General features: G+C 61.0%; 25 protein-coding genes and 1 pseudogene. 6 read left to right on the forward strand and 20 right to left on the reverse strand.

What is annotated here, in order from left to right:
* Positions 1–283: 283 nt before the first annotated feature.
* Positions 284–2,065 (forward strand): glucan biosynthesis protein G, encoded by a 1,782-nt coding sequence (locus NF676_RS02550; protein WP_162098724.1) that lies wholly within the window; start codon positions 284–286, stop codon positions 2,063–2,065.
* Positions 2,058–4,628 carry a glucans biosynthesis glucosyltransferase MdoH gene (gene mdoH, locus NF676_RS02555; protein WP_252887188.1) on the forward strand — a complete coding sequence of 857 codons (2,571 nt, stop codon included), beginning with the start codon at positions 2,058–2,060 and terminating at the stop codon, positions 4,626–4,628. The genes NF676_RS02550 and mdoH overlap by 8 nt, the downstream gene beginning before the upstream one ends.
* Positions 4,629–4,881: 253 nt before the next feature.
* Here the strand turns inward: mdoH and NF676_RS27680 are convergent, their stop codons facing one another.
* The 11 genes and pseudogenes from NF676_RS27680 to ubiE form a co-directional block, all read right to left on the reverse strand.
* Entirely contained in the window at positions 4,882–5,754 is an 873-nt protein-coding gene (locus NF676_RS27680) for a methyl-accepting chemotaxis protein (protein ID WP_370695128.1), read from the reverse strand.
* Positions 5,755–5,784: 30 nt separating this feature from the next.
* Positions 5,785–6,798, reverse strand: a pseudogene (locus NF676_RS27685) (methyl-accepting chemotaxis protein); the annotation flags it as partial.
* A gap of 206 nt (positions 6,799–7,004) precedes the next feature.
* Positions 7,005–7,712 carry a 16S rRNA (uracil(1498)-N(3))-methyltransferase gene (locus NF676_RS02565; RefSeq protein ID WP_041477553.1) on the reverse strand — a complete coding sequence of 236 codons (708 nt, stop codon included), beginning with the start codon at positions 7,710–7,712 and terminating at the stop codon, positions 7,005–7,007.
* Complete coding sequence (gene tatC, locus NF676_RS02570; protein WP_252887189.1) at positions 7,709–8,500, reverse strand: twin-arginine translocase subunit TatC; 792 nt, start codon at positions 8,498–8,500, stop codon at positions 7,709–7,711. The genes NF676_RS02565 and tatC overlap by 4 nt, the downstream gene beginning before the upstream one ends.
* The gene (gene tatB, locus NF676_RS02575) at positions 8,497–8,940 is read right to left on the reverse strand and encodes a Sec-independent protein translocase protein TatB (protein WP_095181038.1); all 444 of its coding nucleotides are present in this window, start codon (positions 8,938–8,940) and stop codon (positions 8,497–8,499) included. Before tatB ends, tatC begins: the two co-directional genes overlap by 4 nt.
* 10 nt (positions 8,941–8,950) lie before the next feature.
* Positions 8,951–9,232, reverse strand: coding sequence for a twin-arginine translocase TatA/TatE family subunit (locus NF676_RS02580; protein WP_016772073.1), 282 nt, complete (start codon positions 9,230–9,232; stop codon positions 8,951–8,953).
* A gap of 25 nt (positions 9,233–9,257) precedes the next feature.
* Positions 9,258–9,590: a phosphoribosyl-ATP diphosphatase gene (locus tag NF676_RS02585; protein ID WP_003220849.1), complete on the reverse strand. Its 333-nt coding sequence runs from the start codon at positions 9,588–9,590 to the stop codon at positions 9,258–9,260.
* Entirely contained in the window at positions 9,583–9,984 is a 402-nt protein-coding gene (gene hisI / locus NF676_RS02590; protein ID WP_007899278.1) for a phosphoribosyl-AMP cyclohydrolase, read from the reverse strand. Before hisI ends, NF676_RS02585 begins: the two co-directional genes overlap by 8 nt.
* A 120-nt stretch (positions 9,985–10,104) precedes the next feature.
* Positions 10,105–11,709 carry a ubiquinone biosynthesis regulatory protein kinase UbiB gene (ubiB, locus tag NF676_RS02595; RefSeq protein ID WP_252887190.1) on the reverse strand — a complete coding sequence of 535 codons (1,605 nt, stop codon included), beginning with the start codon at positions 11,707–11,709 and terminating at the stop codon, positions 10,105–10,107.
* Positions 11,706–12,329, reverse strand: a complete 624-nt coding sequence (locus NF676_RS02600) for a ubiquinone biosynthesis accessory factor UbiJ (RefSeq protein WP_016772070.1) — start codon at positions 12,327–12,329, stop codon at positions 11,706–11,708. Before NF676_RS02600 ends, ubiB begins: the two co-directional genes overlap by 4 nt.
* Positions 12,329–13,099: a bifunctional demethylmenaquinone methyltransferase/2-methoxy-6-polyprenyl-1,4-benzoquinol methylase UbiE gene (ubiE, locus tag NF676_RS02605; RefSeq protein WP_016772069.1), complete on the reverse strand. Its 771-nt coding sequence runs from the start codon at positions 13,097–13,099 to the stop codon at positions 12,329–12,331. Before ubiE ends, NF676_RS02600 begins: the two co-directional genes overlap by 1 nt.
* Positions 13,100–13,253: 154 nt before the next feature.
* Here ubiE and NF676_RS02610 point away from each other — a divergent pair, with 154 nt between their 5' ends.
* The 3 genes from NF676_RS02610 to NF676_RS02620 all read left to right on the forward strand — a co-directional run bounded on the left by NF676_RS02610 (position 13,254) and on the right by NF676_RS02620 (position 15,074).
* Positions 13,254–13,529 carry a polyhydroxyalkanoic acid system family protein gene (locus NF676_RS02610; protein ID WP_056787308.1) on the forward strand — a complete coding sequence of 92 codons (276 nt, stop codon included), beginning with the start codon at positions 13,254–13,256 and terminating at the stop codon, positions 13,527–13,529.
* Between the two features lie 230 nt (positions 13,530–13,759).
* A complete protein-coding gene (locus tag NF676_RS02615; RefSeq protein WP_016772067.1) occupies positions 13,760–14,182 on the forward strand; it encodes a phasin family protein in 423 nt (140 codons plus the stop codon).
* 10 nt (positions 14,183–14,192) lie between these two features.
* Complete coding sequence (locus NF676_RS02620; protein ID WP_252877282.1) at positions 14,193–15,074, forward strand: phasin family protein; 882 nt, start codon at positions 14,193–14,195, stop codon at positions 15,072–15,074.
* Positions 15,075–15,328: 254 nt separating this feature from the next.
* Here the strand turns inward: NF676_RS02620 and NF676_RS02625 are convergent, their stop codons facing one another.
* From NF676_RS02625 to argS, 9 genes are all read right to left on the reverse strand, one after another.
* Positions 15,329–15,949: a TetR/AcrR family transcriptional regulator gene (locus NF676_RS02625; protein WP_024011259.1), complete on the reverse strand. Its 621-nt coding sequence runs from the start codon at positions 15,947–15,949 to the stop codon at positions 15,329–15,331.
* 30 nt (positions 15,950–15,979) lie between these two features.
* Positions 15,980–17,662 (reverse strand): class II poly(R)-hydroxyalkanoic acid synthase, encoded by a 1,683-nt coding sequence (phaC, locus tag NF676_RS02630; RefSeq protein ID WP_122751640.1) that lies wholly within the window; start codon positions 17,660–17,662, stop codon positions 15,980–15,982.
* A gap of 140 nt (positions 17,663–17,802) precedes the next feature.
* Positions 17,803–18,657: a poly(3-hydroxyalkanoate) depolymerase gene (gene phaZ / locus NF676_RS02635; RefSeq protein ID WP_016772063.1), complete on the reverse strand. Its 855-nt coding sequence runs from the start codon at positions 18,655–18,657 to the stop codon at positions 17,803–17,805.
* A 215-nt stretch (positions 18,658–18,872) separates the two neighbouring features.
* A complete protein-coding gene (gene phaC / locus NF676_RS02640; RefSeq protein ID WP_041477559.1) occupies positions 18,873–20,552 on the reverse strand; it encodes a class II poly(R)-hydroxyalkanoic acid synthase in 1,680 nt (559 codons plus the stop codon).
* Positions 20,553–20,809: 257 nt separating this feature from the next.
* Positions 20,810–21,187, reverse strand: a complete 378-nt coding sequence (locus NF676_RS02645) for a gamma-butyrobetaine hydroxylase family protein (protein ID WP_217864588.1) — start codon at positions 21,185–21,187, stop codon at positions 20,810–20,812.
* Between the two features lie 153 nt (positions 21,188–21,340).
* Positions 21,341–22,678 carry an ATP-dependent protease ATPase subunit HslU gene (hslU, locus tag NF676_RS02650; protein ID WP_016772060.1) on the reverse strand — a complete coding sequence of 446 codons (1,338 nt, stop codon included), beginning with the start codon at positions 22,676–22,678 and terminating at the stop codon, positions 21,341–21,343.
* Positions 22,679–22,733: 55 nt separating this feature from the next.
* Positions 22,734–23,264 carry an ATP-dependent protease subunit HslV gene (hslV, locus tag NF676_RS02655; RefSeq protein WP_007968352.1) on the reverse strand — a complete coding sequence of 177 codons (531 nt, stop codon included), beginning with the start codon at positions 23,262–23,264 and terminating at the stop codon, positions 22,734–22,736.
* A 290-nt stretch (positions 23,265–23,554) separates the two neighbouring features.
* Positions 23,555–24,265 (reverse strand): SPOR domain-containing protein, encoded by a 711-nt coding sequence (locus tag NF676_RS02660; protein ID WP_076565226.1) that lies wholly within the window; start codon positions 24,263–24,265, stop codon positions 23,555–23,557.
* A gap of 1 nt (position 24,266) precedes the next feature.
* Positions 24,267–26,003, reverse strand: coding sequence for an arginine--tRNA ligase (gene argS, locus NF676_RS02665; RefSeq protein ID WP_041477563.1), 1,737 nt, complete (start codon positions 26,001–26,003; stop codon positions 24,267–24,269).
* On the opposite strand from argS, the gene NF676_RS27555 reads away from it, so the two are divergent.
* Positions 26,002–26,124, forward strand: a complete 123-nt coding sequence (locus tag NF676_RS27555; protein WP_016772057.1) for a hypothetical protein — start codon at positions 26,002–26,004, stop codon at positions 26,122–26,124. The genes argS and NF676_RS27555 overlap by 2 nt on opposite strands.
* Positions 26,125–26,185: the final 61 nt, after the last annotated feature.

A 26,185-nucleotide genomic window follows, 5' to 3' on the forward strand; every position in this document is an offset into this window, starting at 1 on the left:
GGAAATTTCGACTGTTTTTAGGCTGTTTTCGCGATAAATACTTTGTTACCCCTGATGCGTTGTCATCCGGGCTACTAGATAATCGCGCGCTGCGGGGATCGACATTCGTTGATCCGTTTTGACTTAGGTAGAGACTTGTCTGGATCCGATTGGGGAATCATTTTGCCCCGGCGGAGTCGGAACAATGCTCGCCAACCTGGCATAAAGATAGCTGGCCGTTGGTTTATTGATCTGTTTTCGGCGAGGGTTGCTCGTGATTGTTAGTCCCTGTAATGCAGCAAAAATGTCTGCCAAACGCATGCGAAGTGCTCTGGTAGCGGGTTCGGCGCTCCTGTGCCTGCTCAGCGCCGGTCAGCTTTGGGCGTTCAATCTTGACGACGTATCGGCCAAGGCCAAAGAGCTGGCCGGGCAGAAGTTCGAAGCCCCGCGCAGCAACCTGCCGAACGAATTCCGCGAAATGAAGTTCGCGGACTACCAGAAGATCCGCTTCCTCACCGAAAAGGCTGAGTGGGCCGATCAGAAGACGCCGTTCAAGCTCTCCTTCTATCACCAGGGTATGCACTTCGATACACCGGTGAAAATCAACGAAATCACCACCAATACCGTCTCGGAGATCAAATACGATCCGAGCCGCTTCGATTTCGGCGATCTGAAATTCGATCCGAAAGCCACCGAGCAACTGGGTTATGCCGGTTTCCGTGTGCTGTACCCGATCAACAAGGCCGACAAGCAAGACGAGATCATGACCATGCTCGGCGCGAGCTACTTCCGCGTCGTCGGCAAGGGCCACACCTACGGTCTGTCGGCCCGTGGTCTGGCGATCGATACCGCGCTGCCGTCGGGTGAAGAATTCCCTCGTTTCCGCGAGTTCTGGATTCAGCAGCCCAAGCCGGGCGACAAGCACCTGGTGATCTTCGCTCTGCTCGATTCGCCGCGTGCCACTGGTGCCTACCGTCTGATCCTGCGTCCGGGCAGCGACACCATCGTCGACGTCAAGGCGCAGATGTTCCTGCGTGACAAGGTCGGCAAACTGGGTATCGCGCCGCTGACCAGCATGTTCCTGTTCGGCGCCAACCAGCCGTCGAAAGTCCTCAACTACCGTCGTGAACTGCACGACTCCAGCGGTCTGTCGATCCATGCCGGCAACGGTGAGTGGATCTGGCGTCCATTGAACAACCCGAAACACCTGGCCGTGAGCAACTTCAGCGTCGAGAACCCGCGTGGTTTCGGTCTGCTGCAGCGTGGCCGCGATTTCAGCCACTACGAAGACCTCGACGACCGCTACGACAAGCGCCCAAGTGCCTGGATCGAGCCGAAGGGCGAGTGGGGCAAGGGCACTGTCGATCTGGTAGAGATTCCGACCGCTGACGAAACCAACGACAACATTGTTGCGTTCTGGAGCCCGGAAAAAATGCCGGAGCCAGGCCAGCCGCTGGACTTCGCCTACCGCATGCACTGGACCATGGACGAAGCAGCACTCCATGCACCGGATAGCGCCTGGGTGGCACAGACCCTGCGTTCGACCGGTGACGTCAAGCAATCGAACCTGATCCGTCAGCCCGACGGCAGCGTTGCCTATCTGGTCGACTTCGAAGGTCCATCGCTGGCGGCACTGACGCCGGATGCCGACGTGCGCAGTCAGGTCAGCGTCGGTGACAACGCCGAACTGGTCGAGAACAGCGTGCGCTACAACCCGGAAACCAAGGGCTGGCGCCTGACCCTGCGGATGAAGATCAAGGACCCGAGCAAAGCGACCGAAATGCGTGCCGCCCTGGTTCAGCCAGTGGTCACCGCGGATCTGGGCAAATCGGTCCCGGCCTCCAATTCGTCGGTCGCCAAGGCTGACAAGGTTGCCGCCAAGCAACAGGAAAAACTCGACAAGGAAGCCAAGGCCGCCGAAGCCAAACAGGCTGAAGCCAAGCCTGCAGCCGACGCCAAGGACAAGGCCAACAAAGACGCCAAGCAGCCAGTCGCTGCCGACGCGGCCCCAGCCACACCGGAATCGGCGCCGACTGAAGAAGTCCTGACCGAGACCTGGAGCTATCAGTTGCCTGCCGATGAGTAATTCACCAGTACAGCCAGAGACTCTGTCCGAGTATCTGGCGCATCTGCCGATGACCGACGAGCAACGCGCGGAACTCGCGGGTTGCCAGTCGTTCAGCGAGCTGCATGAACGCCTGTCGTCCTCGACATTCGACGCCCCTGCCGAAGCCGCCCAGGCTTCGGTGGGCAAGCGCCTGACCCTGAGCACTGCCGAAGAACTGGCTGAAGCGGAAATGCTGATGCTCGACGCCAGTGGTCGGGTCAGCCTCAAGGCGACCCCGCCGATCCGCCGCACCAAGGTCGTGCCGGAGCCATGGCGCACCAATATCCTGGTGCGTGGCTGGCGCCGTCTGACCGGGCGCACCAACCCGCCGCAGCCACCGAAGGACGCCAATGTCCTGCCGGCCGCGCGCTGGCGCACGGTCGGTTCGATCCGCCGCTACATTCTGTTGCTGCTGATGCTCGGCCAGACCATCGTTGCCGGTTGGTACATGAAAGGCATCATGCCGTACCAGGGCTGGTCGTTCGTCGATCTGGAAGAAGTCCTGCATCAGCCGCTGCTGCAAACCGCCACGCAAGTGCTGCCGTATGCGCTGCAAACCAGCATCCTGATTCTGTTCGGGATTCTGTTCTGCTGGGTATCGGCCGGTTTCTGGACCGCACTGATGGGCTTCCTCGAGTTGCTCACTGGCCACGATAAATACCGTATCTCCGGGAAAAGCGCGGGTAACGAGCCGATTCCGAAAGATGCGCGTACTGCGCTGGTGATGCCGATCTGCAACGAAGACGTGCCGCGTGTATTCGCCGGTCTGCGTGCGACGTTCGAATCGGTAGCGGCCACCGGTGATCTGGATCGCTTCGACTTCTTCGTCCTCAGTGACAGTAACGACACCGATATCTGCGTCGCCGAGCAACAGGCCTGGCTGGATGTCTGCCGCGAGGCCAAGGGCTTCGGCAAGATCTTCTATCGCCGTCGTCGCCGTCGTGTGAAACGCAAGAGCGGCAACCTCGACGACTTCTGCCGTCGTTGGGGCGGTGACTACAAGTACATGGTCGTGCTCGACGCCGACTCGGTGATGAGCGGCGAGTGCCTGACCAGTCTGGTGCGCCTGATGGAAGCCACGCCGGACGCCGGGATCATCCAGACCGCGCCACGTGCGTCGGGCATGGACACCCTGTATGCGCGCATGCAGCAGTTCGCCACCCGCGTGTACGGCCCGCTGTTTACCGCCGGTCTGCACTTCTGGCAGTTGGGTGAATCGCACTACTGGGGTCACAACGCGATCATCCGCATGAAGCCGTTCATCGACCACTGCGCTTTGGCGCCGTTGCCGGGCAAAGGCGCGTTCTCCGGTGCGATCCTGTCCCACGACTTCGTCGAAGCTGCGCTGATGCGCCGTGCCGGCTGGGGCGTGTGGATTGCCTACGACCTGCCGGGCAGTTACGAAGAGTTGCCGCCGAACCTGCTCGACGAGCTCAAGCGTGAACGGCGCTGGTGCCACGGCAACCTGATGAACTTCCGCCTGTTCCTGGTCAAGGGCATGCACCCGGTGCACCGCGCGGTGTTCCTCACCGGCGTGATGTCCTACCTGTCGGCGCCGTTGTGGTTCTTCTTCCTGGTGTTGTCGACCGCGCTGCTGGCGGTGAACACGCTGATGGAGCCGCAGTACTTCCTCGAACCGCGCCAGCTCTATCCGCTGTGGCCGCAATGGCATCCGGACAAGGCCATCGCGCTGTTCTCGACGACCATCGTGCTGCTGTTCCTGCCGAAGCTGTTGAGCATCATCCTGATCTGGGCCAAGGGCGCGAAAGAGTTCGGCGGCAAGTTCAAGGTGACCCTGTCGATGCTGCTGGAGATGCTGTTCTCCATGCTGCTGGCGCCGGTGCGGATGATTTTCCACACCCGCTTCGTCCTCGCCGCGTTCCTCGGCTGGGCCGCGACCTGGAACTCGCCGCAGCGTGACGACGACTCGACGCCGTGGAGCGAAGCGGTCAAGCGCCACGGTCCGCAGACGTTGCTGGGCTTCTTGTGGGCGCTGCTGGTGATCTGGCTGAACCCGAGCTTCCTCTGGTGGCTGGTGCCGATCGTCGGTTCGCTGATGCTGTCGATCCCGGTATCGGTGATCTCCAGCCGTGTCGGCCTGGGCCTGAAGACCCGTGACGAGAGCCTGTTCCTCATCCCTGAGGAATACAATCCGCCACAGGCCTTGCTGGCAACCGATCAGTACACCCACGAGAACCGCTATCACGCCCTCAACGACGGCTTCGTCCGCGCCGTGGTCGATCCACAGCAGAACGCCCTGGCGTGCTCGCTGGCGACCTCGCGTCACGGCCAGGCCGAGCCGATCGAGTGGCTGCGTCAGGAACGTGTGCGTCACGCGATCAAGGTCGGCCCGGCCGGGCTGAACAACCATGATCGCCTGCAACTGCTTAGCGACCCTGTCGCACTGGCACGCCTGCACGAGCAGGTCTGGGCCGAAGGTCACGCCGAGTGGCTGGACGCCTGGCGCGCTTCGGTGAAAGCCGATCCGCACGCGCCGTTGCTGCCGCTGCGACCGGTGAGCCTGCAGGCTCAGCCGGCCTGATGAGAAAACCCCGCTGATTCAGCGGGGTTTTTTTATGTCCGCTGTTGAGCTGCGAACAAACACCGATCAAACCTAAAGCCAGTGCAAAGCATCCGTCGCCGAATTGGCGCGCCCGTTACCTACGACGCGCAAACCGCGCCGCTGCCTTCGCGAGCAGGCTCGCTCCCACCTTGGAATGCGTTTCCCTGTGGGAGCGAGCCTGCTCGCGAATGGCATCACCTCGGTTACAGGCGAACCGAGGTTGTGCATCAACTCAGACTTTGAAGCGGCCTACCAGCATCTGCAGATGCGTGCCCAGTCGCGCCAATTCAACGCTGGATGCGGCAGTCTCCTCGCTCGCCGCCGAGGTCTGATCGGACACATCGCGCACGTTCAGCACGCTGCGGTTGATCTCTTCGGCCACGGCGCTCTGCTGCTCGGCAGCGGCGGCGATCTGCTGGTTCATTGCCTGGATCGCCGAGACGGTGCGGGTGATGCTCTCCAGTGAGCCGCCGGCGCGACGGGTCAGTTCGACGCTGCTGTCGGTGAGGCTGCGGCTGTTGTCCATGATCGTCGCCACTTGCTGAGTGCCGTTTTGCAGGCCGACGATCAGCTCTTCGATCTCTTCGGTGGACTTCTGGGTGCGTTGGGCGAGGCTGCGCACTTCGTCGGCAACCACGGCGAAACCACGCCCGGCTTCACCGGCACGGGCCGCTTCGATGGCAGCGTTGAGGGCCAGCAGGTTGGTTTGTTGGGCGACAGACTTGATCACGTCGAGGACGCTGCCGATCTTGTCGCTTTCACGCTTGAGCTCGCCCATGGCTTCAGTGGAGTGACCCACCTCGATTGCCAGACGCTCGATCTGGGCGATGGCTTCGCCGACGACCTTGTCGCCTTCACGGGCCTGTTGGTCAGCGGCGACAGCGGCCTCGGAAGCTTCTTCAGCGTTGCGCGCGACTTCCTGCACGGTGGCGGCCATTTCGTTCATGGCGGTGGCGACCTGATCAGTCTCGACCTTCTGATTGTTGACCCCGGCGCTGGTCTGCTCGGTCACCGCCGAAAGTTCTTCAGCGGCGCTGGCGATCTGCGTGACGCCGTCGCTGATACCGCCGATCAACTCGCGCAGGCCCTGGGTCATGCTTTGCATCGAGCGCTGTAACTGGCCGAGTTCGTCGCGACGCAGGGAAACCAGGTTGTGGGTCAGGTCACCGGCGGCCACGCGCTCGGCCACTTTCAGAGTCTGGGTCAGCGGAATGATGATTTGTCGGGTGATCGCCCAAGCGGCAATCAGACCGAAGGCCAGCGCCAGCGCAGTGGCGATCAGCAGCATGTTCTTGGCATGGGCGGCATCGGTGTCGCGCACCACGGTTTGCGATTCGGTGAGCTTCTTGCTGGCCGCGATCAGGATGTCGCCCTGAGCCGACATGTTGGCCAGTGCGGCGGCGTTCTTGACCTGCGAATCACGGAACTGAGCGACAGCGGCGCGGTAAGCCTTGAGCGAATCGGTGGCTTGCTGCAGGTTGGCGATGTGCTGCTCTGGCACGCGGGTCGGCAGGCTTTCGAGGTTCTTCAAGGCGTTGTCAATGGCGGTCAGCGCCGGTTGCTCGGCATCGGCCTTGCCGCTGTAGGTGTAACCGCGCACCTGATAGCGCGCCTGCTGCAACAGTTTGCTCAGCTCGATGACAGCGTTGTACTGCGCAACGCTGTCGCCTTGCAGCAGCGCACTTTCGACTTCGCCGACCTTGGCCACAGCATTGTCAGCGTTGGCGCCAAGCTTGCTGCGCGCATCTTCACGGTGCACGGTGGCCTGGGTCATTTCGCCGAAAGCGCGTTTGTATTCGGCAACCGCAGCCAGTTGCTGGTCGACCATCGCCACATCGGACGGCTGCTCGATCATGCCGCGTGCCGACTGCAAACCGCTTTCGAGTTTGCTGAGCAATTCATTGACCGCGCCCGGACCCTGTTCACCACGACGCATGTCGTAGTCCATGCGCGCCAGGCGCAGGTCTTTGGTCAGCTCATTGAGGCTGGAAATGAAGCCGAGCTTGTCGCCACGGCTGATGATGCCGCTCATGCCGGTCCAGCCGGTGAACGTGATCAACAGCGTCAGCAACAGCACCAGGCCGAAACCGATGCCCAGCTTGCGTTTGACGCTGACGTTTCCAAGACTCTCGGCTAACCAACGGTACATGCGACCACTCCCTTCGGACCACTTAATTGGACTTATAGGGGTTGTATCGGCTGGGTGGTGGCAATCTGTAACGCCACTTGTCTGCGACTGTAGGGGCTTGTAGGAGCTGACGAGTGCAACGAGGCTGCGATCCTTTGATCTTGCTTTTAAAAACAAGATCAAAATATCGCAGCCTTCGGCAGCTCCTACACAGGATCGGGGTCGCGTCAGAACAGGCGTGCGAGCAGGGCGGTGACGGCGGTTTCGACGCGCAGGATGCGCTCGCCCAGTTGCACCGGTTGCAGGCCGGATTTGGCCAGCAGGTCGATTTCGTAAGGTATCCAGCCACCCTCGGGGCCAATGGCCAGGGTCACCGGTTCGTTCAGGGCGCGCGGGCAGGGCGGGAAGTGGCCGGGGTGCCCGACCAGGCCGAGGGTGCCCGCGCTGATCGCCGGCAGCCGATCCTCAACGAAAGGCTTGAAGCGCTTTTCGATGACGATCTCTGGCAGCACCGTATCGCGAGCCTGTTCGAGCCCGAGGATCAACTGCTCACGAATCGCTTCCGGCTCCAGAAACGGCGTCTGCCAGAAGCTTTTCTCCACGCGATAACTGTTGACCAGAATCACCTTGGCCACACCCATGGTCGCGACGGTCTGGAACACGCGGCGCAGCATTTTCGGCCGGGGCAGGGCCAGCACCAGGGTCAGCGGCAACTTGGCCGGCGGTGGCTGATCGAGGCTGACGCGCAGCTCCGCTTCGCCCGCTTCGAGGCGCAGCAACTCGGCCGAACCCATCAGCCCGTTGATGCGCCCGACGCGCAGGCTGTCGCCGACTTCCGAGCGATGAACTTCCTGCATGTGGGTCAGGCGCCGGTCGCGCAGGATCACGCGGTCGGCCGCAATGAAGTCGGCCTCTTCGAGCAGCAGCAGGTTCATGCCTGAGTCGCTGGCGGCTGGTCGTTGTGGTCGTCGGCCGTAGTTTCGTCCGGGCGTTCGCGCTTGCTGACCAGCGCGCCGAAGAGGATGCCGATCTCGAACAGCATCCACATCGGCACGGCCAGCAGGGTCTGCGAGAAAATGTCCGGCGGAGTGAGGATCATGCCGACCACGAAGCAGCCGATGATCACGTACGGGCGGATCTTCTTCAGGTATTTGACGTCGACCACGCCGATCCACACCAGCAGGACCACGGCCACCGGGATTTCGAACGCCACGCCGAAGGCGAAGAACAGCGTCATGACGAAATCGAGGTAACTGGCGATGTCGGTCATCATCTCCACGCCGGCCGGGGTGGCAGCGGCGAAGAATTTGAAGATCAATGGAAAAACGAAGTAATAGGCGAACGCCATGCCGATGTAGAAGAGCAGGATGCTGGAGATCAGCAGCGGTACCGCGACGCGTTTTTCATGCTTGTACAGGCCCGGCGCGATAAAGCCCCAGATCTGATGCAGGATCACCGGAATCGCGAGGAATAGCGAAACCATCATCGTCAGTTTCAGCGGCGTCAGGAACGGCGACGACACGTCGGTGGCGATCATCGTCGCGCCGACCGGCAGGTACTGGCGCAACGGCGTCGAGACGAAGGTGTAGATCTGCTGGGTGAACGCGAACAGCCCGGCAAAGATAATGAAGATCGCCGCCACGCAACGCAGCAGGCGGGTGCGCAGCTCGGTGAGGTGCGAAACCAGCGGCATGTGCTGGTCGTTTTCCGGAAGATCGCTCATGGGGCTCGCGGCGGCAGTGTAGGGTCTTGAGGCGCTGGTGTAGTCGGCGCGGCGGAGGGCGCTACGTGTTCAACCGATGTGTCTGTGGTAACCGGCGCCGGTCCTGGCGGTGTTACAACAGGTGCAGGAGTCGGAGCGGCAGCGCTGTGAATCGTCTGCTCGCCCACAGGCTCGACCGGCGTCGGCTCCTGCTGGTTCGGATTGAAGATCTTCCGCGCCTCTTGCTCCAGCGACAGAATATGTTCGTTGTGCAGTTGCCGACGGATCTCGTCGGCACCGATTTCACGTTCAACTTCCTGTTTGATCGCGTTGAAGCTGCGCTTCAGGCGGCCGACCCACAGACCGGCGGTGCGCGCCGCGCCCGGCAGACGCTCGGGGCCGAGCACCAGCAGGGCGACGAGGCCGACGAGCAGCAGTTCAGAGAAGCTGATACCAAACATTAGTCAGTGCTCACACGTCTTTGCGGATCGGCTCTTCGACTTTCTGCGCCTGCACATCGATGGTGTGCGGCGGGTTGGCCTGAGCGGTGGTTTGCGGCTGCACCGGTGGCACAGGCTGGGCCGGCGGGGTCACGCTCGGCTCGGCCGGTTTTTCGTCGTCGTTCATGGCTTTGCGAAAGCCCTTGATCGATTCGCCAACGTCGGTGCCGAGGTTTTTCAGTTTTTTGGTACCGAACACCAGCACCACGACAATCAGAATGACGACCCAGTGTTTCCAGTCAAAAATGCCCATGTGGCGATTCCTCTCTAAAAGTTGTTCAGGCGGACGGACGCGAGGCTTTCTCGACGTGTCCGGACAAGCCGAAGCGACGGTCCAGTTCATCCAGCACGGCCTGCGGATGCTGCCCCAGTTGGGCGAGCATGACCATGCTGTGGAACCACAGGTCGGCGGTCTCGTAGATCACATCACTGCAATCGCCGCTGATCGCGGCATCCTTGGCGGCAATAATGGTTTCGACCGACTCTTCGCCGACTTTCTCCAGAATCTTGTTCAGCCCCTTGTGATACAGGCTGGCGACATACGAACTGTCGGCGGCTGCGCCTTTGCGCTCTTCAAGTACCTGAGCGAGGCGGGTCAGGGTGTCACTCATGTGTGTGTCCTGCGGAATAGATAGCGTGCGGGTCTTTCAGAACCGGGTCGACCGTTTTCCAGTCGCCGTTTTCGAAGACCCGGTAAAAGCAGCTTTGACGGCCGGTGTGGCAGGCGATGTCGCCGATCTGTTCAACCATCAGGATGATCACGTCGGCGTCACAGTCCAGGCGCATTTCATGCAGGGTCTGCACATGGCCGGACTCTTCGCCCTTGCGCCACAGCTTGCCACGGGAACGTGACCAGTAGATTGCACGATTCTCCGCAGCGGTCAGTTCCAGCGCTTCGCGGTTCATCCAGGCCATCATCAATACGCGCCCGGTCTTGTGATCCTGGGCAATCGCCGGCACCAGGCCGTCAGCATCCCACTTGATCTCGTCCAGCCAGTTTTTCATCGTCAAATCTCGAAAAGCAGCAGCAAGCCAGGAGCTTCGAGCTGCAAGTAAACGCACGTTGCGGCGTGCCTGTAGCGTCAAGCTTGAAGCTGGCAGCTTATAACTTGCAGCTCAATCGTGCTATCGGCGAACGACCAGATACAAACCGACCGCCACCATGATTCCGGCGGGCCAGTGCGCCCACTCGGTCAACGGACCACCCGCTGCGAGGATCGCGCCGCCGGCCAGATGCGCGCAGCCGAGCAGGCGCAGGAACCAGTCGTCCTTGCGTTTGTGCCACGGCGGCGGAGGGTCTTTGGCGTGGGGTTGCGACATGCGTTCGAGCAGATCGCGGGCCATGTTCGACAGGTGCGGAATCTGCTCCAGCTGGCTCTGCACGTTGCCCAGCAAGGCTTTCGGGCTGACGCGTTCGCGCATCCAGCGCTCGAGAAACGGCTGCGCGGTGTTCCACAGATCCAGATCCGGATACAACTGACGACCGAGGCCTTCGATGTTCAGCAAGGTCTTCTGCAACAGCACCAACTGCGGCTGCACTTCCATGTTGAAGCGGCGTGCGGTCTGGAACAGGCGCATCAGCACCTGGCCAAATGAAATATCTTTTAACGGTTTTTCGAAGATCGGTTCGCACACCGTACGGATCGCCGCTTCGAATTCGTTGAGTTTGGTTTCCGCCGGCACCCAGCCCGAGTCGATGTGCAGTTGCGCCACACGACGGTAGTCACGCTTGAAGAAGGCGAACAGGTTGCGCGCCAGATAGTCCTGGTCTTCCGGGGTCAGGCTGCCGACGATGCCGCAGTCGATCGCGATGTATTGCGGGCTCCACGGATTGACGGTGCTGACGAAAATGTTGCCCGGGTGCATGTCGGCGTGGAAGAAGCTGTCGCGGAACACTTGAGTGAAGAAAATCTCCACGCCACGCTCGGCGAGCATTTTCATGTCGGTGCGCTGGTCAGCGAGGGTCGCCAGATCGGTGACCTGAATGCCGTAAATGCGCTCCATGACCAGCACTTTCGGTCGGCACCAGTCCCAATAGACTTGCGGTACATAAAGCAGCTGCGAGCCCTCGAAGTTGCGGCGCAACTGGCTGGCGTTGGCCGCCTCGCGCAACAGATCGAGCTCGTCGTAAATGGTCTTTTCGTAATCCTGCACCACGTCGACCGGGTGCAGCAGGCGCGCGTCAGCGGAGAATTTTTCCGCCGCGCGGGCGAGGATGAACAGCCATGCCAGATCCTGCGCGATGATCGGTTTCAGGCCCGGGCGAATCACCTTGACCACGACTTCTTCGCCGCTTTTGAGCTGCGCCGCATGCACCTGCGCTACCGATGCCGAGGCCAGCGGGGCAACGTCGAAACGGCTGAACACTTCGCTGATTTTCTTGCCCAGCTGTTCTTCGATCAGCTTGATCGACACTTGCGAATCGAACGGCGGCACGCGGTCCTGCAGCAGCATCAGCTCATCGGCGATGTCTTCCGGCAACAGGTCGCGGCGGGTCGAAAGAATCTGCCCGAACTTGATGAAGATCGGCCCCAGATCCTGCAACGCCAGACGCAAGCGCGCACCACGATTGAGTTCCAGCGGCTTGCGCGGCAGCCAGCGCCACGGCAGCAAAAAGCGCACGGCCAGAAGGAACCAGGGCAGTGGCAGATCGAACAGCAGGTCATCGAGGCGGTAGCGGATCACGACGCGCTGGATGCGCAACAGACGGCGGACGGCAAGCAGCTTCATGCGTTATCGCTTGGGTCGAGGGATCGGGAAAGGCGCTCGAAACGCGCCTCGAGTCGTTCCAGATCAAGTTTGATCCGGTCCAGTTCGCTGAACCGCGCTTCCGCTTCGCGTTGCCCGACGAGGGTGCGCGATTCTTCGGCGAGGTATTCGGCAAGATTCTGGTTGAGGCTGGCAAATCCTTGTTGATACCAGCGCGCGCGGCTGCGCAGATGGCCGCCGAGCAATTGCGTGGCGACCGGACCGAGCCAGCGCGAGAGTTCGTACTCCCAGTCCAGCTCAAGATCCTGCAGCACGCCGGCCAGCTCCAGCAACACACCGCTGTCGCCATCGAGCTCGACTTCCGGTGCATGCAGCACGGCGGTCTTGTCCTTGCTCAGGGCCAGTTTCACCAGGCTAGATGCCGGTGCGCGCAACGTGCAATCGACGTCCGCTGCCCACTGCGAAGCCAGCATCAGGCCTTCGTCACTGGGCAGTATGAACAGTTGCAGCGCCGGGCTGCGGCAGTCGACGGCAATCACCTTGCCGGTCAGATGCGCCAGGCGCGGCAGCGCCGTGCTGTCGAGACGCAGCACCCGGTTGAGGCCGAGTTCGACGCTGGCGAGCAGCCCGGTGAGCAACATCAGGGTTTGATGCCGCGGTGCAGGGCGACGATGCCTGCGGTCATGTTGTGATAGGTCACGCGGTCGAAACCGGCCTCGACCATCATCGACTTCAGGGTTTCCTGATTCGGGTGCATGCGGATCGATTCGGCCAGGTAGCGATAGCTTTCCGAGTCATTGGTGATCAGCTTGCCCATCAGCGGCATGAAGGCGAACGAGTAGGCGTCGTAGGCTTTGGACATCAGCGCGTTGGTCGGCTTGGAGAATTCCAGCACCAGCAGGCGGCCGCCGGGCTTGAGCACGCGCAGCATCGAACGCAGCGCGTCCTCTTTGTGCGTCACGTTGCGCAGGCCGAAGGCGATGGTCACGCAGTCGAAATGGTTGTCCGGGAATGGCAGTTTTTCCGCGTCGGCCTGGACGAATTCGACGTTGCCGGCAACGCCCAGATCGAGCAGACGATCACGGCCGACCTTGAGCATCGACTCGTTGATGTCGGCCAGCACGACCTGGCCGGTCGGGCCGACGAGGTTCGAGAACTTGCGCGTCAGGTCGCCGGTGCCACCAGCGATGTCGAGCACGCGGTTGCCGCTGCGCACGCCGGAAAGCTCGATCGCGAAACGCTTCCACAGACGGTGCATGCCGCCCGACAGAAGGTCGTTCATCAGGTCGTATTTAGCGGCTACGGAATGGAAAACCTCAGCGACTTTTTCCGCTTTCTGGCTTTCCGGAACGTTTTTGAAGCCGAAGTGAGTGGTGGGTTCGGCATCGCTGCCTTTGCGCTGATCAGTCATATCGCTGTCACCAAAAGAGAATGCGCGACATTCTAATCCCCAAGCCATGCTTTGTCTTGGAATGGCTAAAGGTAAGATGGGCAACCTTCGGGACGATTTGCCGCAGATGCGGTCAAGATTCAACGTAAGCCATTCAATCATCAGGAGTCATTCCATGGCCAAAATCAGTGTTGAGCGCGCCCACACCCTGGGCAAGGAAGCCGCCCGCGAAAAGGCCGACAAACTGGCCAAAAAGCTCAATGAACAATACGGCCTGGAGCCGCAATGGTCGGGCGACACCCTGAACCTCAAACGCTCTGGCGTGAAAGGTGAAGTGCATGTGGCGGACGATTCGATCAGGGTCGACGTCGAACTGGGCCTGATGATGTCGGCCATGAGCGGCATGATCAAAGCCGAGATCGAGAAAGCCCTCGACAAAGCCCTGGCCTGATTTCCAGATTGAAATCCAATCCCCTGTGGGAGCGAGCCTGCTCGCGAAAGCGTTCTTTCAGTCAAATTATCCGTGATTGACAAACCGCTTTCGCGAGCAGGCTCGCTCCCACATTTGTTTAGAGTTGCTCCCGCTGGTTAGGGTGCCCTTTCTAATTTTTCTCCCTACTTTGTGCCTGAGCCCGACACTCGTCCGGCAGTTCCTCAAACCTTCTGCGCGTGAGGTGCACCATGGCCAAAGTCATTTTGAAGAAAAAAATCGACGCTCCGACTTCCACTCTGAGCGACGTCAAATCCTATGCCCGCAAGATCTGGCTGGCAGGCCTGGGCGCCTACACCAAGGTCGGCCAGGAGGGCAGCGAGTACTTTCAGGAGCTCGTCGCCGCCGGTCAAACCGTTGAAAAGAAAGGCAAAAAGGCCGTCAGCGAAAAACTCCTCGCGGCCAACGCCGAGATCGACGACGCGGCCACGCAGGTCAGCTCGTTCAAGGGTCGCGTTGAAGTTCAGCTCGACAAGGTCGAGAAGGCCTTCGACAACCGTGTGGCCAGCGCCTTGAATCGGATCGGCATTCCGTCTAAACATGACGTTGAGGCACTCTCTGCTAAGCTCGATGAGCTGACGGCATTGCTCGAACGCGTCGCGCGAAAATCTTAAGGAGAACGGGATGGCTGGCAAAAAGAACACCGATAAAGAAAGCAGCTCGTGGGTCGGGAAGGTCGAGTCCTACTCCCGCAAAATCTGGCTGGCTGGTTTAGGCGTGTACTCGAAGATCGACACTGACGGCAGCAAACTCTTCGATGCATTGGTCAAAGACGGCGAGAAAGCCGAGAAGCTCACCAAGACTGCCGTCGGCAAGAAAGTCGAGGATTCGACCTCTTCGGCCAAGTCGCGTATCAGCGGCGTGAAAGATCGCGCACTGGGCAAGTGGGACGAGCTGGAAGGGGCTTTCGACAAGCGCCTGAACAGCGCGATTTCGCGCCTGGGTGTGCCGAGCCGCAATGAGGTCAAGGCGCTCAACGCCAAGGTCGATACGCTGACAAAGCAGATCGAAAAACTCACCGGTCTGAAAGCTCAGCCCGTAGCGGCGAAAACCGCTGCGGCGAAACCTGCCAGTAAAACTGCAGCGGCCAAACCTGCGGCGAAAACCGCAGCCAAGCCACTGGCCAAAGCGGCGGCAAAACCGGCTGCGAAAGCTGCGGCAAAAACTGCAGCCGCCAAGCCTGCGGCCAAAGCGGCAGCCAAACCGGTTGCCGCCAAAGCAGCAGCAAAACCTGCGGCTAAAGCAGTAGCAAAACCAGCGGCCAAGCCAGCAGCGAAAACTGCTGCCGCCAAACCCGCTGCGAAGCCTGCGGCCAAACCGGCTGCGGCGAAAAAGCCAGCAGTGAAAAAGCCGGCCGCGCCGAAAGCCGCTGCGCCGAAACCGGCCGCCGCACCATCGACTGCGCCAACAGCTCTGGCCAACGCGGCAAACTCCGCTGCGGCACCCACGGCAGCAGCTACTCCGACTGCGGCATCGACACCGTCGACGCCATCCAGTCAGTCCTGATTTCAGGGCAAATCAAAAACGCCCGGCCTGTGAAGGTCGGGCGTTTTTGTTTGTGCATTCCAAGCGGCCCCTCACCCCAGCCCTCTCCCCAAGGAGAGGGAGCCGACCGAGGTGTCCTGCGTCATACGTCGACCTCAACAAATCGAGTCGATTATCGATTCAAAGAAGCTCGCTCAGGTCGGCGTAGCTCGCGAACATCCCCCAATCAGTCCCCTCTCCCTCCGGGAGAGGGTTAGGGTGAGGGGCTTTTCGGGTCAGTCGTGATCCTCAAGGTATTGCAGGGCCATTCGCTCTGTCGCCACCTTCACTGGCGGCAGCAAATGCGGCGCCACCAGCATCATGATCTGATAAACCACCAACCGAACCTCTCCCTCACGATCAAGAATCCGCTGGTAATCCAGCGAGAACAGCAACGTCATGGTCACCTGCTCCACCAGTTGCCCCAATGCCTGGGTATCGCTGACCAGTTGCCCCGAAGCCTTCAATCGCGCCAGCAACGACGCCAGCGTCCGCTTCAGCGCATTGAGCAGATTGCGAATCCCCTTGGCCAGTTTCGGCAAGCGCCCGGCGAGGTTCGACAGGTCCTGGAACAGGAACCGGTATTGCGCCAGGCGCTCGACGATCAAATGCAGAAACAGCCAGTAATCCTCCGGCGCCAGTTCAACGTCCGGCGGCGGGTCGAGCAGGGGCGCGAGCTCGTGCTGGAAGCGTTCGAACAGGCCGAGAATCAGCGGTTCCTTACCGTGGAAGTGGTAGTAGAGATTGCCCGGGCTGATCCCCATTTCGTTGGCCACCTCCATGGTGGAAACGTTCGGTTCACCCTTTTCGTTGAACAGTTGCAGCGCACATTCGAGGATCCGGTCGCGGGTTTTCATCCAGTCTTCTTAGAAAATTTCGGTTGAGCGTCAGCGCACATGCACATAGGTGCCAGGTGCTGCTTCCATCGGTGGATAGTTCGGATTGCCGAGGGTGGTGCGAGTCTCATTCAGGGCGCCGGAGCGCTGGGCGACCCATTCCAGCCACTGCGGCCACCAGCTGCCGTCGACGTGTCTGGCATCGTAGTACCAGGCACGCGGGTCGCTGCTCAGTTTGGCGTTCTCGACGTAGGCAGCTTTCGGGTTGCTCGGCGGGTTGAGGATGCTCTGCACGTGGCCGCTGTTGGACAGCACGAAACGTCGTTCGCCACCGAGCAGCAGGGTCGAGCGATACACCGCGTCCCACGGCGTGATGTGGTCGTTCATGCCGGCGACGCTGAAGCTGTCGACATTGACCTTCTGCAGATCGATCGGCGTACCGCACACCTCGAGACCGCCCGCGTGGATCAGCGGGTTGTGCTTGAAGAAGTCCAGCAGATCGCCATGCAGCGCCGCCGGCAGGCGCGTGTTGTCGTTGTTCCAGTAGAGGATGTCGAAGGCTGGCGGCTCCTTGCCCAGCAGGTAGTTGTTGACGAAATAGCTCCAGATCAAATCGTTGGGGCGCATCCAGGCGAAGACCTTGGCCATGTCGCGACCATCGAGCACGCCTTTCTGATACGAGCGACGCTTGGCCGCTTCCAGTGTTTGTTCATCGGCAAACAGCGTCGCCGGAGTTTCGATCTGGCTGTCGAGCAGACTGACCAGATAGGTCGCGCTGGCGACCCGGCGCAGTTGCCGTTTGGCCTGCAAATGCCCTTGCAGGGCGGCAATGGTCAGGCCGCCGGCGCAGGCGCCCATCAGGTTCACTTCGCGGGCGCCGGTAATCGCCCGGCAGATGTTCATCGCTTCTTCGACCGCTTCGACGTAACTCGACAGGCCCCACTCGCGATGGCGCACATCAGGGTTGCGCCAGCTGATCATGAAGGTCTGCAGGCTGTTTTTCAGGGCGTACTGGACGAAGCTGTTCTGCGGGCTCAGATCGAAGATGTAGTACTTGTTGATTTGCGGCGGCACCACCAGCAAGGGCTTGGCGTACTGCTTTTCGCTCATCGATTTGTACTGGATCAACTCGAACATTTCATTGCGAAACACCACAGCCCCAGTGGTGGTCGCTACGGTTTTGCCGACCTCGAACGCCTGCTTGGTCACTTGCCGTGGCAGGCCGTCGTTGTGCAACAGATCATCGAACAGATGGCTCAGGCCACGCACCAGACTCTGCCCGCCGGAATTGAACAGCTCCTTGACCGCCAGCGGATTGAGCAGGGTGTTGGAGGGCGCTACGGCGTCATTGAGCAGAGTGAAAGCGAAGTGCGCACGGGCACGATCTTCAGGGCTCATGTCGCCTTCATCGATCCAGCTCTTGACCTGTTTCTGCCAGGCCAGATACGCCTGCAGGCTGCGCCGGTAGAACGGGTTGAGGCTCCACGCCGGATCGGCGAAGCGGCTGTCTTGCGGATTGGTCGGGTGCAGGGTTTCGCCGAGCAGCACGCGGCCCAGCTGTCCGCCAAGCTTCAGCGCATGCTTTGCGCTGTGCAACGGATTGCGCAAGCCGTGGGCGGCGACGCTGCGCAGTGTCGACAGCAGATCCCTGCCACGCAGACCGGCGATCGCACTTTGGGCGTTGATAAACACGGCGGGGCTGGGCACCACGCCCGTCGCTGGTTTTTCGCGCATGACTCAACACTCCTTCGTCTTCAGGGCAAAAACACACTCACCGAACCAGAACACCATAGACGCTGTTACCGGTTGCTGCCTGCGCGGCGTCCTGCCGCGCGCTTGATTTGAAAAGTGCTGCATAAAGCAGGCCGCCGCGATCAGCCGCCGAGCGGGGTCGGATGCGGGTGCATGACTGCGCGCAGACGCTCCTCTTCGAGAAACTTCATGATGATCGGCGCCACCGCTTCGGCGCGAGTGATCAGGAACAGATGGCCGTCATCGATGATGTGCAACTGGGCGTTGGGAATGCGCCAGGCGAGCATGCGCATGTTGATCAGCGGAATCAGCGGATCGTCATCGCCGGCCAGCACCAGCGTCGGCTGATGGATCTTGTGCAGCCAGTGGATGCTGGTCCAGCCGAGGCCGGCGAACAGTTGCCAGTAGTAACCGAGCTTGCCCGCCGAGCGCACTTTCGCCGCATGGCTGGCAGCCAGCGTCGGGTCGCGACGGAACGAGCCGCCGTAGATCATCGGCGCGATGCGGATCACATGGGATGGCTGAATGTAGCGGCGCGGGCTGGCCATCATCCATAGCACTTTCGGTTTGCCCGGCACCATCACCGCACCGGCCGCAGTGGCCGCCAGTACCAGTTTCTTGCAGCGCTCGGGATAGTCGTAGGCAAACTGCTGCGCCAGAGCTCCGCCCCACGACACGCCGATCACATTGACCTGACCGTAGTCGAGATAGTCGAGCATCCGCGCCGTCAGTTTGGCCAGGCCGGGAAAGCGATACGGCCGGTTGGGCGTCGAGGAGCCGCCGACCCCGGGCACGTCGAAGGCGATCACTTCCAGATCCGGGTCGAGCGCCGCGACAAACGGGAACACCAGCTCCAGGTTGGCGCCGATGCCGTTGAAAATCAGCAGAGGCGTCAAATGAGGCTTGCCGGGACGCACCGCCGTGCGGAGGGTCTGGCCATCCAGATCGACGGTGCGGAATATGAACGGTTGCGGCATGCGTGAGGCCCTGTAGATTTCAAGTCCACCCGTATTCCTGTAGGAGCGGGCCTTGTGGTGAGGGGATTTATCCCCGTTGGGTTGCGAAGCGACCCCGAATCCTGAAACCGCGATTTGTCAGACTGATCGCGGCTAGTCGATTCACGACTGCTTCGCAGCCGAACGGGGATAAATCCCCTCGCCACAAGGCCCTCTCCCACAATGGGTGGTGTCAGTTAACGCTCGTGAACGTAAGTGCCCGGCGAAGCCTCGCCTGCCGGGTACGCTTTGTTGCCCAATTTCGTCGGGGCCTTTTTCAGGTTGCCCGAGCGCTCGGCCAGCCATGCCTGCCAGTACAGCCACCAGGAATCGGTGTGCTTGGTCGAGTTTTCCTGCCAGTCATCGGCAGTCGCCGCCATCTCTTCGCTGGTCATGTAACGCGATTTCGGATTGCCCGGCGGGTTGAGGATGCTTTGGATATGGCCGCTGCTCGACAGCACGAATTCTACTTTTCCGCCGAACAGCTGCGCCGACTTGTAGCAGGACTTCCATGGCGTGATGTGATCGTTGGTGCCGGCCAGCGAGAAGATGTCGGCGGTGACCTGCTTGAGGTCGATCGGCGTGCCGCACACTTCCAGTGCATTGGGACGGATCAGTGGATTGTTTTTGAACATCTCGATCAGGTCGCCGTGGAACGCAGCGGGCAGGCGGGTGGTGTCGTTGTTCCAGAACAGGATGTCGAACACCGGCGGCTCGTTGCCGAGCAGGTAGTTGTTGACCCAGTAGTTCCAGATCAGATCGTTGGGGCGCATCCAGGCGAAGACCTTGGCCATGTCTTTGCCTTCGAGCACGCCGGCCTGGTAGGAGTGGCGCTTGGCGGTCTCCAGAGTCTGCTCATCGACGAACAGGGCGACGTCGCTGTCCAGGGTGGTGTCGAGCACGCTGACCAGCAGGGTGAGGGCGTTGACCTTGTTCTCGCCGAGCGCAGCGTAGTGGCCGAGCAGGGCGGTGCAGGTGATGCCGCCGGAGCAGGCGCCGAGCATGTTCACATCTTTGCTGCCGGTGATCGCCGTGACCACATCGACGGCTTCTTTCAGCGCTTCGATGTAGGTAGACAGGCCCCATTCGCGCTGGGCCTTGGTCGGGTTGCGCCAGCTGATGATGAAGGTCGGCACATTGTTGCGCAGGCAGAAGCGCGCCAGACTCTTGTCCGGGCTCAAGTCGAAGACGTAGAACTTGTTGATCTGCGGCGGCACTACCAGCAGTGGGCGTTCGTGGACCTGCTCGGTGATCGGCCGGTACTGGATCAGCTCCAGCACATCATTGCGGAACACCACCGCGCCTTCGGTGACGCCGAGGCTCTTGCCGACTTCGAACGCGCCCATGTTGACCTGGCTCGGCATGCCGCCGTTGTGCACCAGATCCTTGGCCAGATGCGAGAGACCATCGAGCAGGCTTTTGCCGCCGGTTTCGAAGAAGCGTTTTACCGCCGCCGGGTTGGCCGCCGTGTTGGTCGGCGCCATGGCTTCGGTCATCAGGTTGATGACGAAATGCCCGCGAGCGATGTCCTTGGGGGACAGGCTGCTGTCATCGATCCAGGCATGCAGTTCCTTGCGCCAGGCCAGGTAGGTTTGCAGATAACGTTTGTACAGCGGGTTCTGGCTCCACGCCGGGTCGGCGAAACGGCGGTCATCACCGGCCGGTTGCAGCGCGGACTTACCCAGCAGCACGTTTTTCAGCTCGAGGCCGAAATGGGTCACGTGCCTGACGCTGTGAATCGGTTGTCGGATGGCCTGTTTCAGCACCATCCGAGCAGAGGCCAGCAGATCCTTTCCGCGCAGCCCGACGACGGGGTTAAGCCCCAGAGTGTTTTCCGAGGCTTGGTACTTCAGGTCATCGTTATTCTTGTCACTCATCTACGACGCTCCATTGTCCTGAGACGAGTACCCGGTTTCACGCTGTCGCTTCCACAGCCAATGCCGGGTACTACTGCTCGGGTGACCGTTGATTCTGCATAGCTGCTTTACAGTCGTAGAGCACTGCAGGGAACTTGCCAGCTCCATTGGTTACCCGAGTTTAATTTTTTTCGCAAGCGGCCGATCCGGGGCCATATGCGCGGAGCATTCAAACAGATGAAGTTAGAAAATGCCCTCTAAAGAGCGAGAGCCACGGCCTAGAGCATCAGCTTGACGAACGACTCGTTCGGATCGCGGGATTTTCCGGCAGCGCGCAGCTCGGCAAGATAATCGTCCCAGAGTTCGTTCTGGCGCTTGCCGAGTTCGTAGAGGTATTCCCAAGTGAACAGGCCGCTGTCGTGACCGTCGTCGAAGGTCAGTTTCAGTGCATAGTTGCCAGCCGGTTCCAGCTTGCTAAGACCCACGTTGAGCTTGCCGAATTGCAGGATCGGTTTGCCGTGGCCCTGGACCTCGGCGGAGGGAGAGTGCACGCGCAGAAACTCGGCGGGCAGAGTGTATTCCTCGCCGGACGCGTAAGTGAGCGTCAGGGTTTTCGAGGCTTTGTGCAGTTTGATGTCGGTGGGGATTCGATTCATGGGCTGGCGTCCGATGTGTGGGCGACCCTGATTCAAATGTGGGAGCGAGCCTGCTCGCGAAAGCGGCGGGTCAGACGGCATTGATACCGCCTGACACGACCTCTTCGCGAGCAGGCTCGCTCCCACAGGGTCCGCTACCGCTGTAAGTATGGCTTACAGGATATAACGGGACAGATCTTCGTTCTGCGCCAATTCGCCGAGGTGGCTGTTGACGTAGTCGGCGTCGATCAGAATCGCCTTGTCATCGTGGGCGCTGGCCAGGTCGCCGGCGCTGAACGACACCTCTTCGAGCAGGCGCTCAAGCAGGGTGTGCAGGCGACGGGCACCGATGTTCTCGGTTTTCTCGTTGACCTGCCAGGCGATCTCCGCCAGACGCTTGATGCCCTCGGGCTGGAACTGGATGTTCAGGCCTTCGGTTTTCAGCAGCGCGCAGTATTGCTCGGTGAGCGAGGCGTGCGGTTCGCTGAGGATGCGTTCGAAGTCTTCCGGGCTCAGGGCCTTGAGCTCGACGCGGATCGGCAGACGACCTTGCAGCTCCGGCACCAGATCGCTTGGCTTGCTCAAGTGGAACGCGCCGGAGGCGATGAACAGGATGTGGTCAGTCTTGACCATGCCCAGTTTGGTGTTGACGGTGCAGCCCTCGATCAGCGGCAGCAGGTCGCGCTGTACGCCTTCACGGGAGACATCGGCGCCGCCGACATTGCCGCGCTTGGCGACCTTGTCGATCTCGTCGATGAAGACGATACCGTGCTGCTCGACCGCTTCCAGCGCCTTGGCCTTCAGTTCTTCTTCGTTGACCAGACGCCCGGCTTCTTCATCACGCACCAGTTTCAGCGCTTCCTTGACCTTGAGCTTGCGCGACTTCTTCTTGCCCTTGCCCATGTTGGCAAACAGCGATTGCAGCTGGTTGGTCATCTCTTCCATGCCTGGCGGCGTGGCGATCTCGATGCCGGAGACTTCGGCGACTTCGATTTCGATTTCCTTGTCGTCCAGCTGGCCTTCGCGCAGGCGCTTGCGGAACAGCTGACGCGTGTTGGAATCGGAGCTCGGCGCTTCTTCGTTGCTGAAGCCCATGCGTGCCGGCGGCAGCAGCGCGTCGAGGATGCGGTCCTCGGCGGCGTCTTCGGCGCGGTGGCGTACGCGGGTCATTTCCTGTTCGCGGAGCATTTTGATCGCGGCATCGGCCAGATCACGGATGATCGACTCGACGTCACGGCCGACATAACCGACTTCGGTGAATTTGGTCGCTTCGACCTTGATGAACGGCGCATTGGCCAGTTTCGCCAGGCGACGGGCGATCTCGGTTTTACCGACACCGGTCGGGCCGATCATCAGGATGTTCTTCGGGGTCACCTCAACGCGCAGCTCTTCAGGCAGCTGCATGCGGCGCCAGCGGTTGCGCAGGGCAATCGCGACGGCGCGCTTGGCATCGTCCTGGCCGATGATATGGCGGTTGAGTTCGTGGACGATTTCGCGGGGAGTCATGGACATAATAATTGACGGTCCTCAAGCAAAAACAAGCCGTGGCACAGGGGCCGCAACAGGCTTATTCAGCGAGATCCTGCTCCTCAATGGTCTGGGTGTGGTTGGTGAATACACAGATGTCGCCGGCGATGCCGAGAGCGGTTTCGACGATCTCGCGCGCCGACAGATCGGTCTTTTTCAGCAGGGCGCTGGCGGCGGCTTGCGCGTAGGCGCCGCCGGAACCCATGGCGATCAGGCCATCTTCGGGTTCGACCACGTCACCGTTGCCGGTGATGATCAGCGAGGCATCCTTGTTGGCGACCGCGAGCATCGCTTCGAGGCGGCTCAGGGAGCGGTCGGTGCGCCATTCTTTGGCGAGTTCGACGGCGGCGCGGATCAGGTGACCCTGATGTTTTTCGAGCTGGCCTTCGAAACGTTCGAACAGGGTGAAGGCGTCGGCGGTGGCACCGGCGAAACCGGCGATGACCTGGCCGTGGTACAGGCGACGGACCTTTTTGGCGTTGCCTTTCATCACGGTGTTGCCGAGAGAAACCTGGCCGTCGCCGCCCATGACGACTTTGCCGTGGCGGCGGACTGAAACGATGGTGGTCAAGGGAAGAGTCTCCACGCAGCGGGGCGAAAATGCCTTATGCCCATTCATATGGGGGTGCTGGAGGGGATTTCAACCGGCAGGGACGATGGGAGACGAATGGTGTGTGTGATGACTGTGGCGAGGGGATTTATCCCCGTTCGGCTGCGGAGCAGTCGCGAAACCATCATTTGCGGTATGCCTGCTGCACCGCAATGGCTGGTTTCAGGGCTGCTCCGCAGCCAAATGGGGATAAATCCCCTCGCCACAAAGTTTGAAGGTCACCTGCAAGTTGCAGCTGACCTCTGAGAGCCTTAGCGGCTCTGGCGTTGTTGTAACAACAGGTTGCTGAAGCCGGCACCGGCCAGTTGTTTCTGCGCCGTGGTCAGTTGTTCACGGTTGCTGAACGGGCCGACCAGCACGCGATACCAGGTTTCATCCTTGACCGTGCCGGACTCCACCGACACGGCTTGGCCGAGCAGAATGATCTGCGCGCGAACCTTGTCGGCATCGGTTTCCTTGCGGAACGAACCGGCCTGGAGGAAAAACTTGGTCACTGGCGCGGCCTTGCTCACCGGTGGCGCTGGCGGCGGCGTGATCCCGGCCAGAGCTGCCTGTGCCCGTGCGGTGTCGATCTTCGCCGCTTCGGCCGGGGTTACCGGCGTGGTCGGGACGGCCGGCACTTGCGGCGTCGGCAGGGTCTTTTCCGGCACCGCGTCCGGCGGCACGATCACTTCCGATTCCGGCAGCAGGGTGTAGAAGTCGTACTTCGGTTTCACCGGTTGCGTCGGGCTCGGCGGGGTCTTGTTGGCCTCGGCGATCTTCGACGCTTTCTGCTGCTGTTCGACCTTCTCGCGCTTGACCGTGTCGCTGCCCTTGCCCGGTTCCAGTTTCATCAGAAACACGATGAACGCGCCGACGGTCAGGCCGATGGCCATCCACAGCCAGCCCGGAATCGGTTGTTTCGCCGGGGCCTGATAGCGGCTGGCGCCGCGTTTGGGTGCAGGTTTTTTCTTGGCAGCCAACTTACATACGCTCCAGAGTTTCCAGACCCAACAGCTCCAGGCCTTGCTTGAGGGTGCGACCGGTCAGTGCGGCCAGACGCAGACGGCTCTGCATCTGTGCCGGGGTGTCGGCGGCGAGGATCGGGCAGTTCTCGTAAAAGCTGGAGAACAGGCCGGCGACGTCGTACAGGTAAGTGCAGAGAATGTGCGGCGTGCCTTTTTCAGCCACGTTGTTCAGCACTTCGCCGAACTGCGCCAGCTTCGCCGCCAGCTCCTGCTCGTGCGCCGCTTCGAGGACGATCTGGCCGTCGACTTCGCTGAAGTCCTTGCCCAGTTTGCGGAACACACCGGCCACACGGGTGTAGGCGTACAGCAGATACGGCGCGGTGTTGCCTTCGAAGTTGAGCATCAGGTCGAAGTTGAAGCTGTAGTCGCTGGTGCGGTGCTTGGACAGGTCGGCGTATTTCACCGCGCCGATGCCAACAACCTTGGCGATGTTGCGCAACTCGTCTTCGGCCAGGGTCGGGTTCTTCTCTTTCACCAGGTTGTAGGCACGTTCCTGGGCTTCGGTCAGCAGGTCGATCAGCTTCACGGTGCCGCCATCACGGGTTTTGAACGGACGGCCATCGGCGCCGTTCATGGTACCGAAACCCATGTGTTCCATTTCCATCGGATGGGTGACGAAACCGGCCTTGCGCGCCACCGCGAAGACCTGCTGAAAGTGCAGGGCCTGGCGCTGGTCGACGAAATACAGCGCGCGATCAGCCTTGAGCTTGCCGCTGCGGTAACGCACGGCGGCGAGGTCAGTGGTGGCGTACAGGTAACCGCCGTCGGCCTTGACGATGATCACCGGCAGCGGGTCGCCATCGGCGTTCTTGAACTCGTCGAGGAACACGCACTGGGCGCCGTTGCTCTCGACCAGCATGCCCGCTGCTTTCAGGTCGTTGACCACGTTGATCAGGTCGTCGTTGTAGGCGCTTTCGCCCATCACGTCGGCCATGGTCAGTTTGACGTTGAGCAGTTCGTAGATCTTCTGGCAGTGCGACAGCGAGATGTCCTTGAACTTGGTCCACAGTGCCAGGCATTCGGCATCGCCAGCCTGCAACTTGACCACCAGGCCACGCGCGCGATCGGCAAATTCTTCGGACTCGTCGAAACGCTGCTTGGCCGCACGGTAGAAATTTTCCAGATCGGACAATTCGTCGCTGGTGATCGGGTTTTCCTGCAGGTACGCCATCAACATGCCGAACTGGGTGCCCCAGTCGCCGACGTGGTTCTGGCGGATCACTTCGTCGCCGAGGAACTCAAGCACGCGGGCCACGCCGTCGCCGATGATGGTCGAGCGCAAGTGGCCGACGTGCATCTCCTTGGCCAGGTTCGGCGCCGACAGGTCAACCACGGTGCGTTGCGCCGGGCCGGCCTTGCGCACGCCGACATGGGCGTCGGCCAGTGCGGCGTCGAGGCGCGAGGCCAGTGCCTGGGTGTTCTGGAAAAAATTGATGAAGCCCGGGCCGGCGATTTCGGCCTTGGTGACGTTCTCGTCAGCGGGCAGTGCGGCGATGATTTTCTCCGCCAGATCCCGTGGCTTCATGCCGGCCGGCTTGGCCAGCATCATGGCGATGTTGCTGGCGAAGTCGCCGTGGGTCTTGTCGCGGGCGTTCTCCACCTGGATCGCCGGCGTCAGGCCTTCAGGCAACACACCTTCGTTGACGAGTTGGGTGAGGGCTTGCTGGATCAGCTGGCGAATGGTGTCTTTCATGGTCTTCTCTTTCGACCGCAAGCGCGGCGGGCGCATCGATGCGCGGGTGGAAAAACTGGGCATTATCCGTTGCGAAGACGGGCTTGCCAACCTTAGCAGGCAGGATGTGGATATGTGGTGACAAAAAGTCCGCTTTCGCGAGCAGGCTCGCTCCCACAAGGTTTTTGCGCAGGACACACAAG

Origin of the sequence: Pseudomonas siliginis, from assembly GCF_024072275.1 — a bacterium.
Classification (GTDB): domain Bacteria; phylum Pseudomonadota; class Gammaproteobacteria; order Pseudomonadales; family Pseudomonadaceae; genus Aquipseudomonas; species Aquipseudomonas siliginis.

Coding starts and splice junctions, on each gene's coding strand:
- NF676_RS02615 (WP_016772067.1), top strand. CDS start 13,760: ATGGCCAAAGTCATTTTGAAGAAAAAAATCGACGCTCCGACTTCCACT.
- NF676_RS02600 (WP_016772070.1), bottom strand. CDS start 12,329: ATGTTGCTCACCGGGCTGCTCGCCAGCGTCGAACTCGGCCTCAACCGG.
- NF676_RS02565 (WP_041477553.1), bottom strand. CDS start 7,712: ATGAACCTGCTGCTGCTCGAAGAGGCCGACTTCATTGCGGCCGACCGC.
- NF676_RS02645 (WP_217864588.1), bottom strand. CDS start 21,187: ATGAATCGAATCCCCACCGACATCAAACTGCACAAAGCCTCGAAAACC.
- hisI (WP_007899278.1), bottom strand. CDS start 9,984: ATGAAAAACTGGCTGGACGAGATCAAGTGGGATGCTGACGGCCTGGTG.
- ubiB (WP_252887190.1), bottom strand. CDS start 11,709: ATGAAGCTGCTTGCCGTCCGCCGTCTGTTGCGCATCCAGCGCGTCGTG.
- tatC (WP_252887189.1), bottom strand. CDS start 8,500: ATGAGCGATCTTCCGGAAAACGACCAGCACATGCCGCTGGTTTCGCAC.
- tatB (WP_095181038.1), bottom strand. CDS start 8,940: ATGTTTGGTATCAGCTTCTCTGAACTGCTGCTCGTCGGCCTCGTCGCC.
- NF676_RS02550 (WP_162098724.1), top strand. CDS start 284: ATGTCTGCCAAACGCATGCGAAGTGCTCTGGTAGCGGGTTCGGCGCTC.
- NF676_RS02620 (WP_252877282.1), top strand. CDS start 14,193: ATGGCTGGCAAAAAGAACACCGATAAAGAAAGCAGCTCGTGGGTCGGG.
- NF676_RS02625 (WP_024011259.1), bottom strand. CDS start 15,949: ATGAAAACCCGCGACCGGATCCTCGAATGTGCGCTGCAACTGTTCAAC.
- NF676_RS02580 (WP_016772073.1), bottom strand. CDS start 9,232: ATGGGCATTTTTGACTGGAAACACTGGGTCGTCATTCTGATTGTCGTG.
- mdoH (WP_252887188.1), top strand. CDS start 2,058: ATGAGTAATTCACCAGTACAGCCAGAGACTCTGTCCGAGTATCTGGCG.
- phaC (WP_041477559.1), bottom strand. CDS start 20,552: ATGAGTGACAAGAATAACGATGACCTGAAGTACCAAGCCTCGGAAAAC.
- argS (WP_041477563.1), bottom strand. CDS start 26,003: ATGAAAGACACCATTCGCCAGCTGATCCAGCAAGCCCTCACCCAACTC.
- phaC (WP_122751640.1), bottom strand. CDS start 17,662: ATGCGCGAAAAACCAGCGACGGGCGTGGTGCCCAGCCCCGCCGTGTTT.
- phaZ (WP_016772063.1), bottom strand. CDS start 18,657: ATGCCGCAACCGTTCATATTCCGCACCGTCGATCTGGATGGCCAGACC.
- NF676_RS02610 (WP_056787308.1), top strand. CDS start 13,254: ATGGCCAAAATCAGTGTTGAGCGCGCCCACACCCTGGGCAAGGAAGCC.
- ubiE (WP_016772069.1), bottom strand. CDS start 13,099: ATGACTGATCAGCGCAAAGGCAGCGATGCCGAACCCACCACTCACTTC.
- hslU (WP_016772060.1), bottom strand. CDS start 22,678: ATGTCCATGACTCCCCGCGAAATCGTCCACGAACTCAACCGCCATATC.
- NF676_RS27555 (WP_016772057.1), top strand. CDS start 26,002: ATGGTCTTCTCTTTCGACCGCAAGCGCGGCGGGCGCATCGATGCGCGG.
- NF676_RS27680 (WP_370695128.1), bottom strand. CDS start 5,754: ATGCAAAGCATGACCCAGGGCCTGCGCGAGTTGATCGGCGGTATCAGC.
- NF676_RS02585 (WP_003220849.1), bottom strand. CDS start 9,590: ATGAGTGACACCCTGACCCGCCTCGCTCAGGTACTTGAAGAGCGCAAA.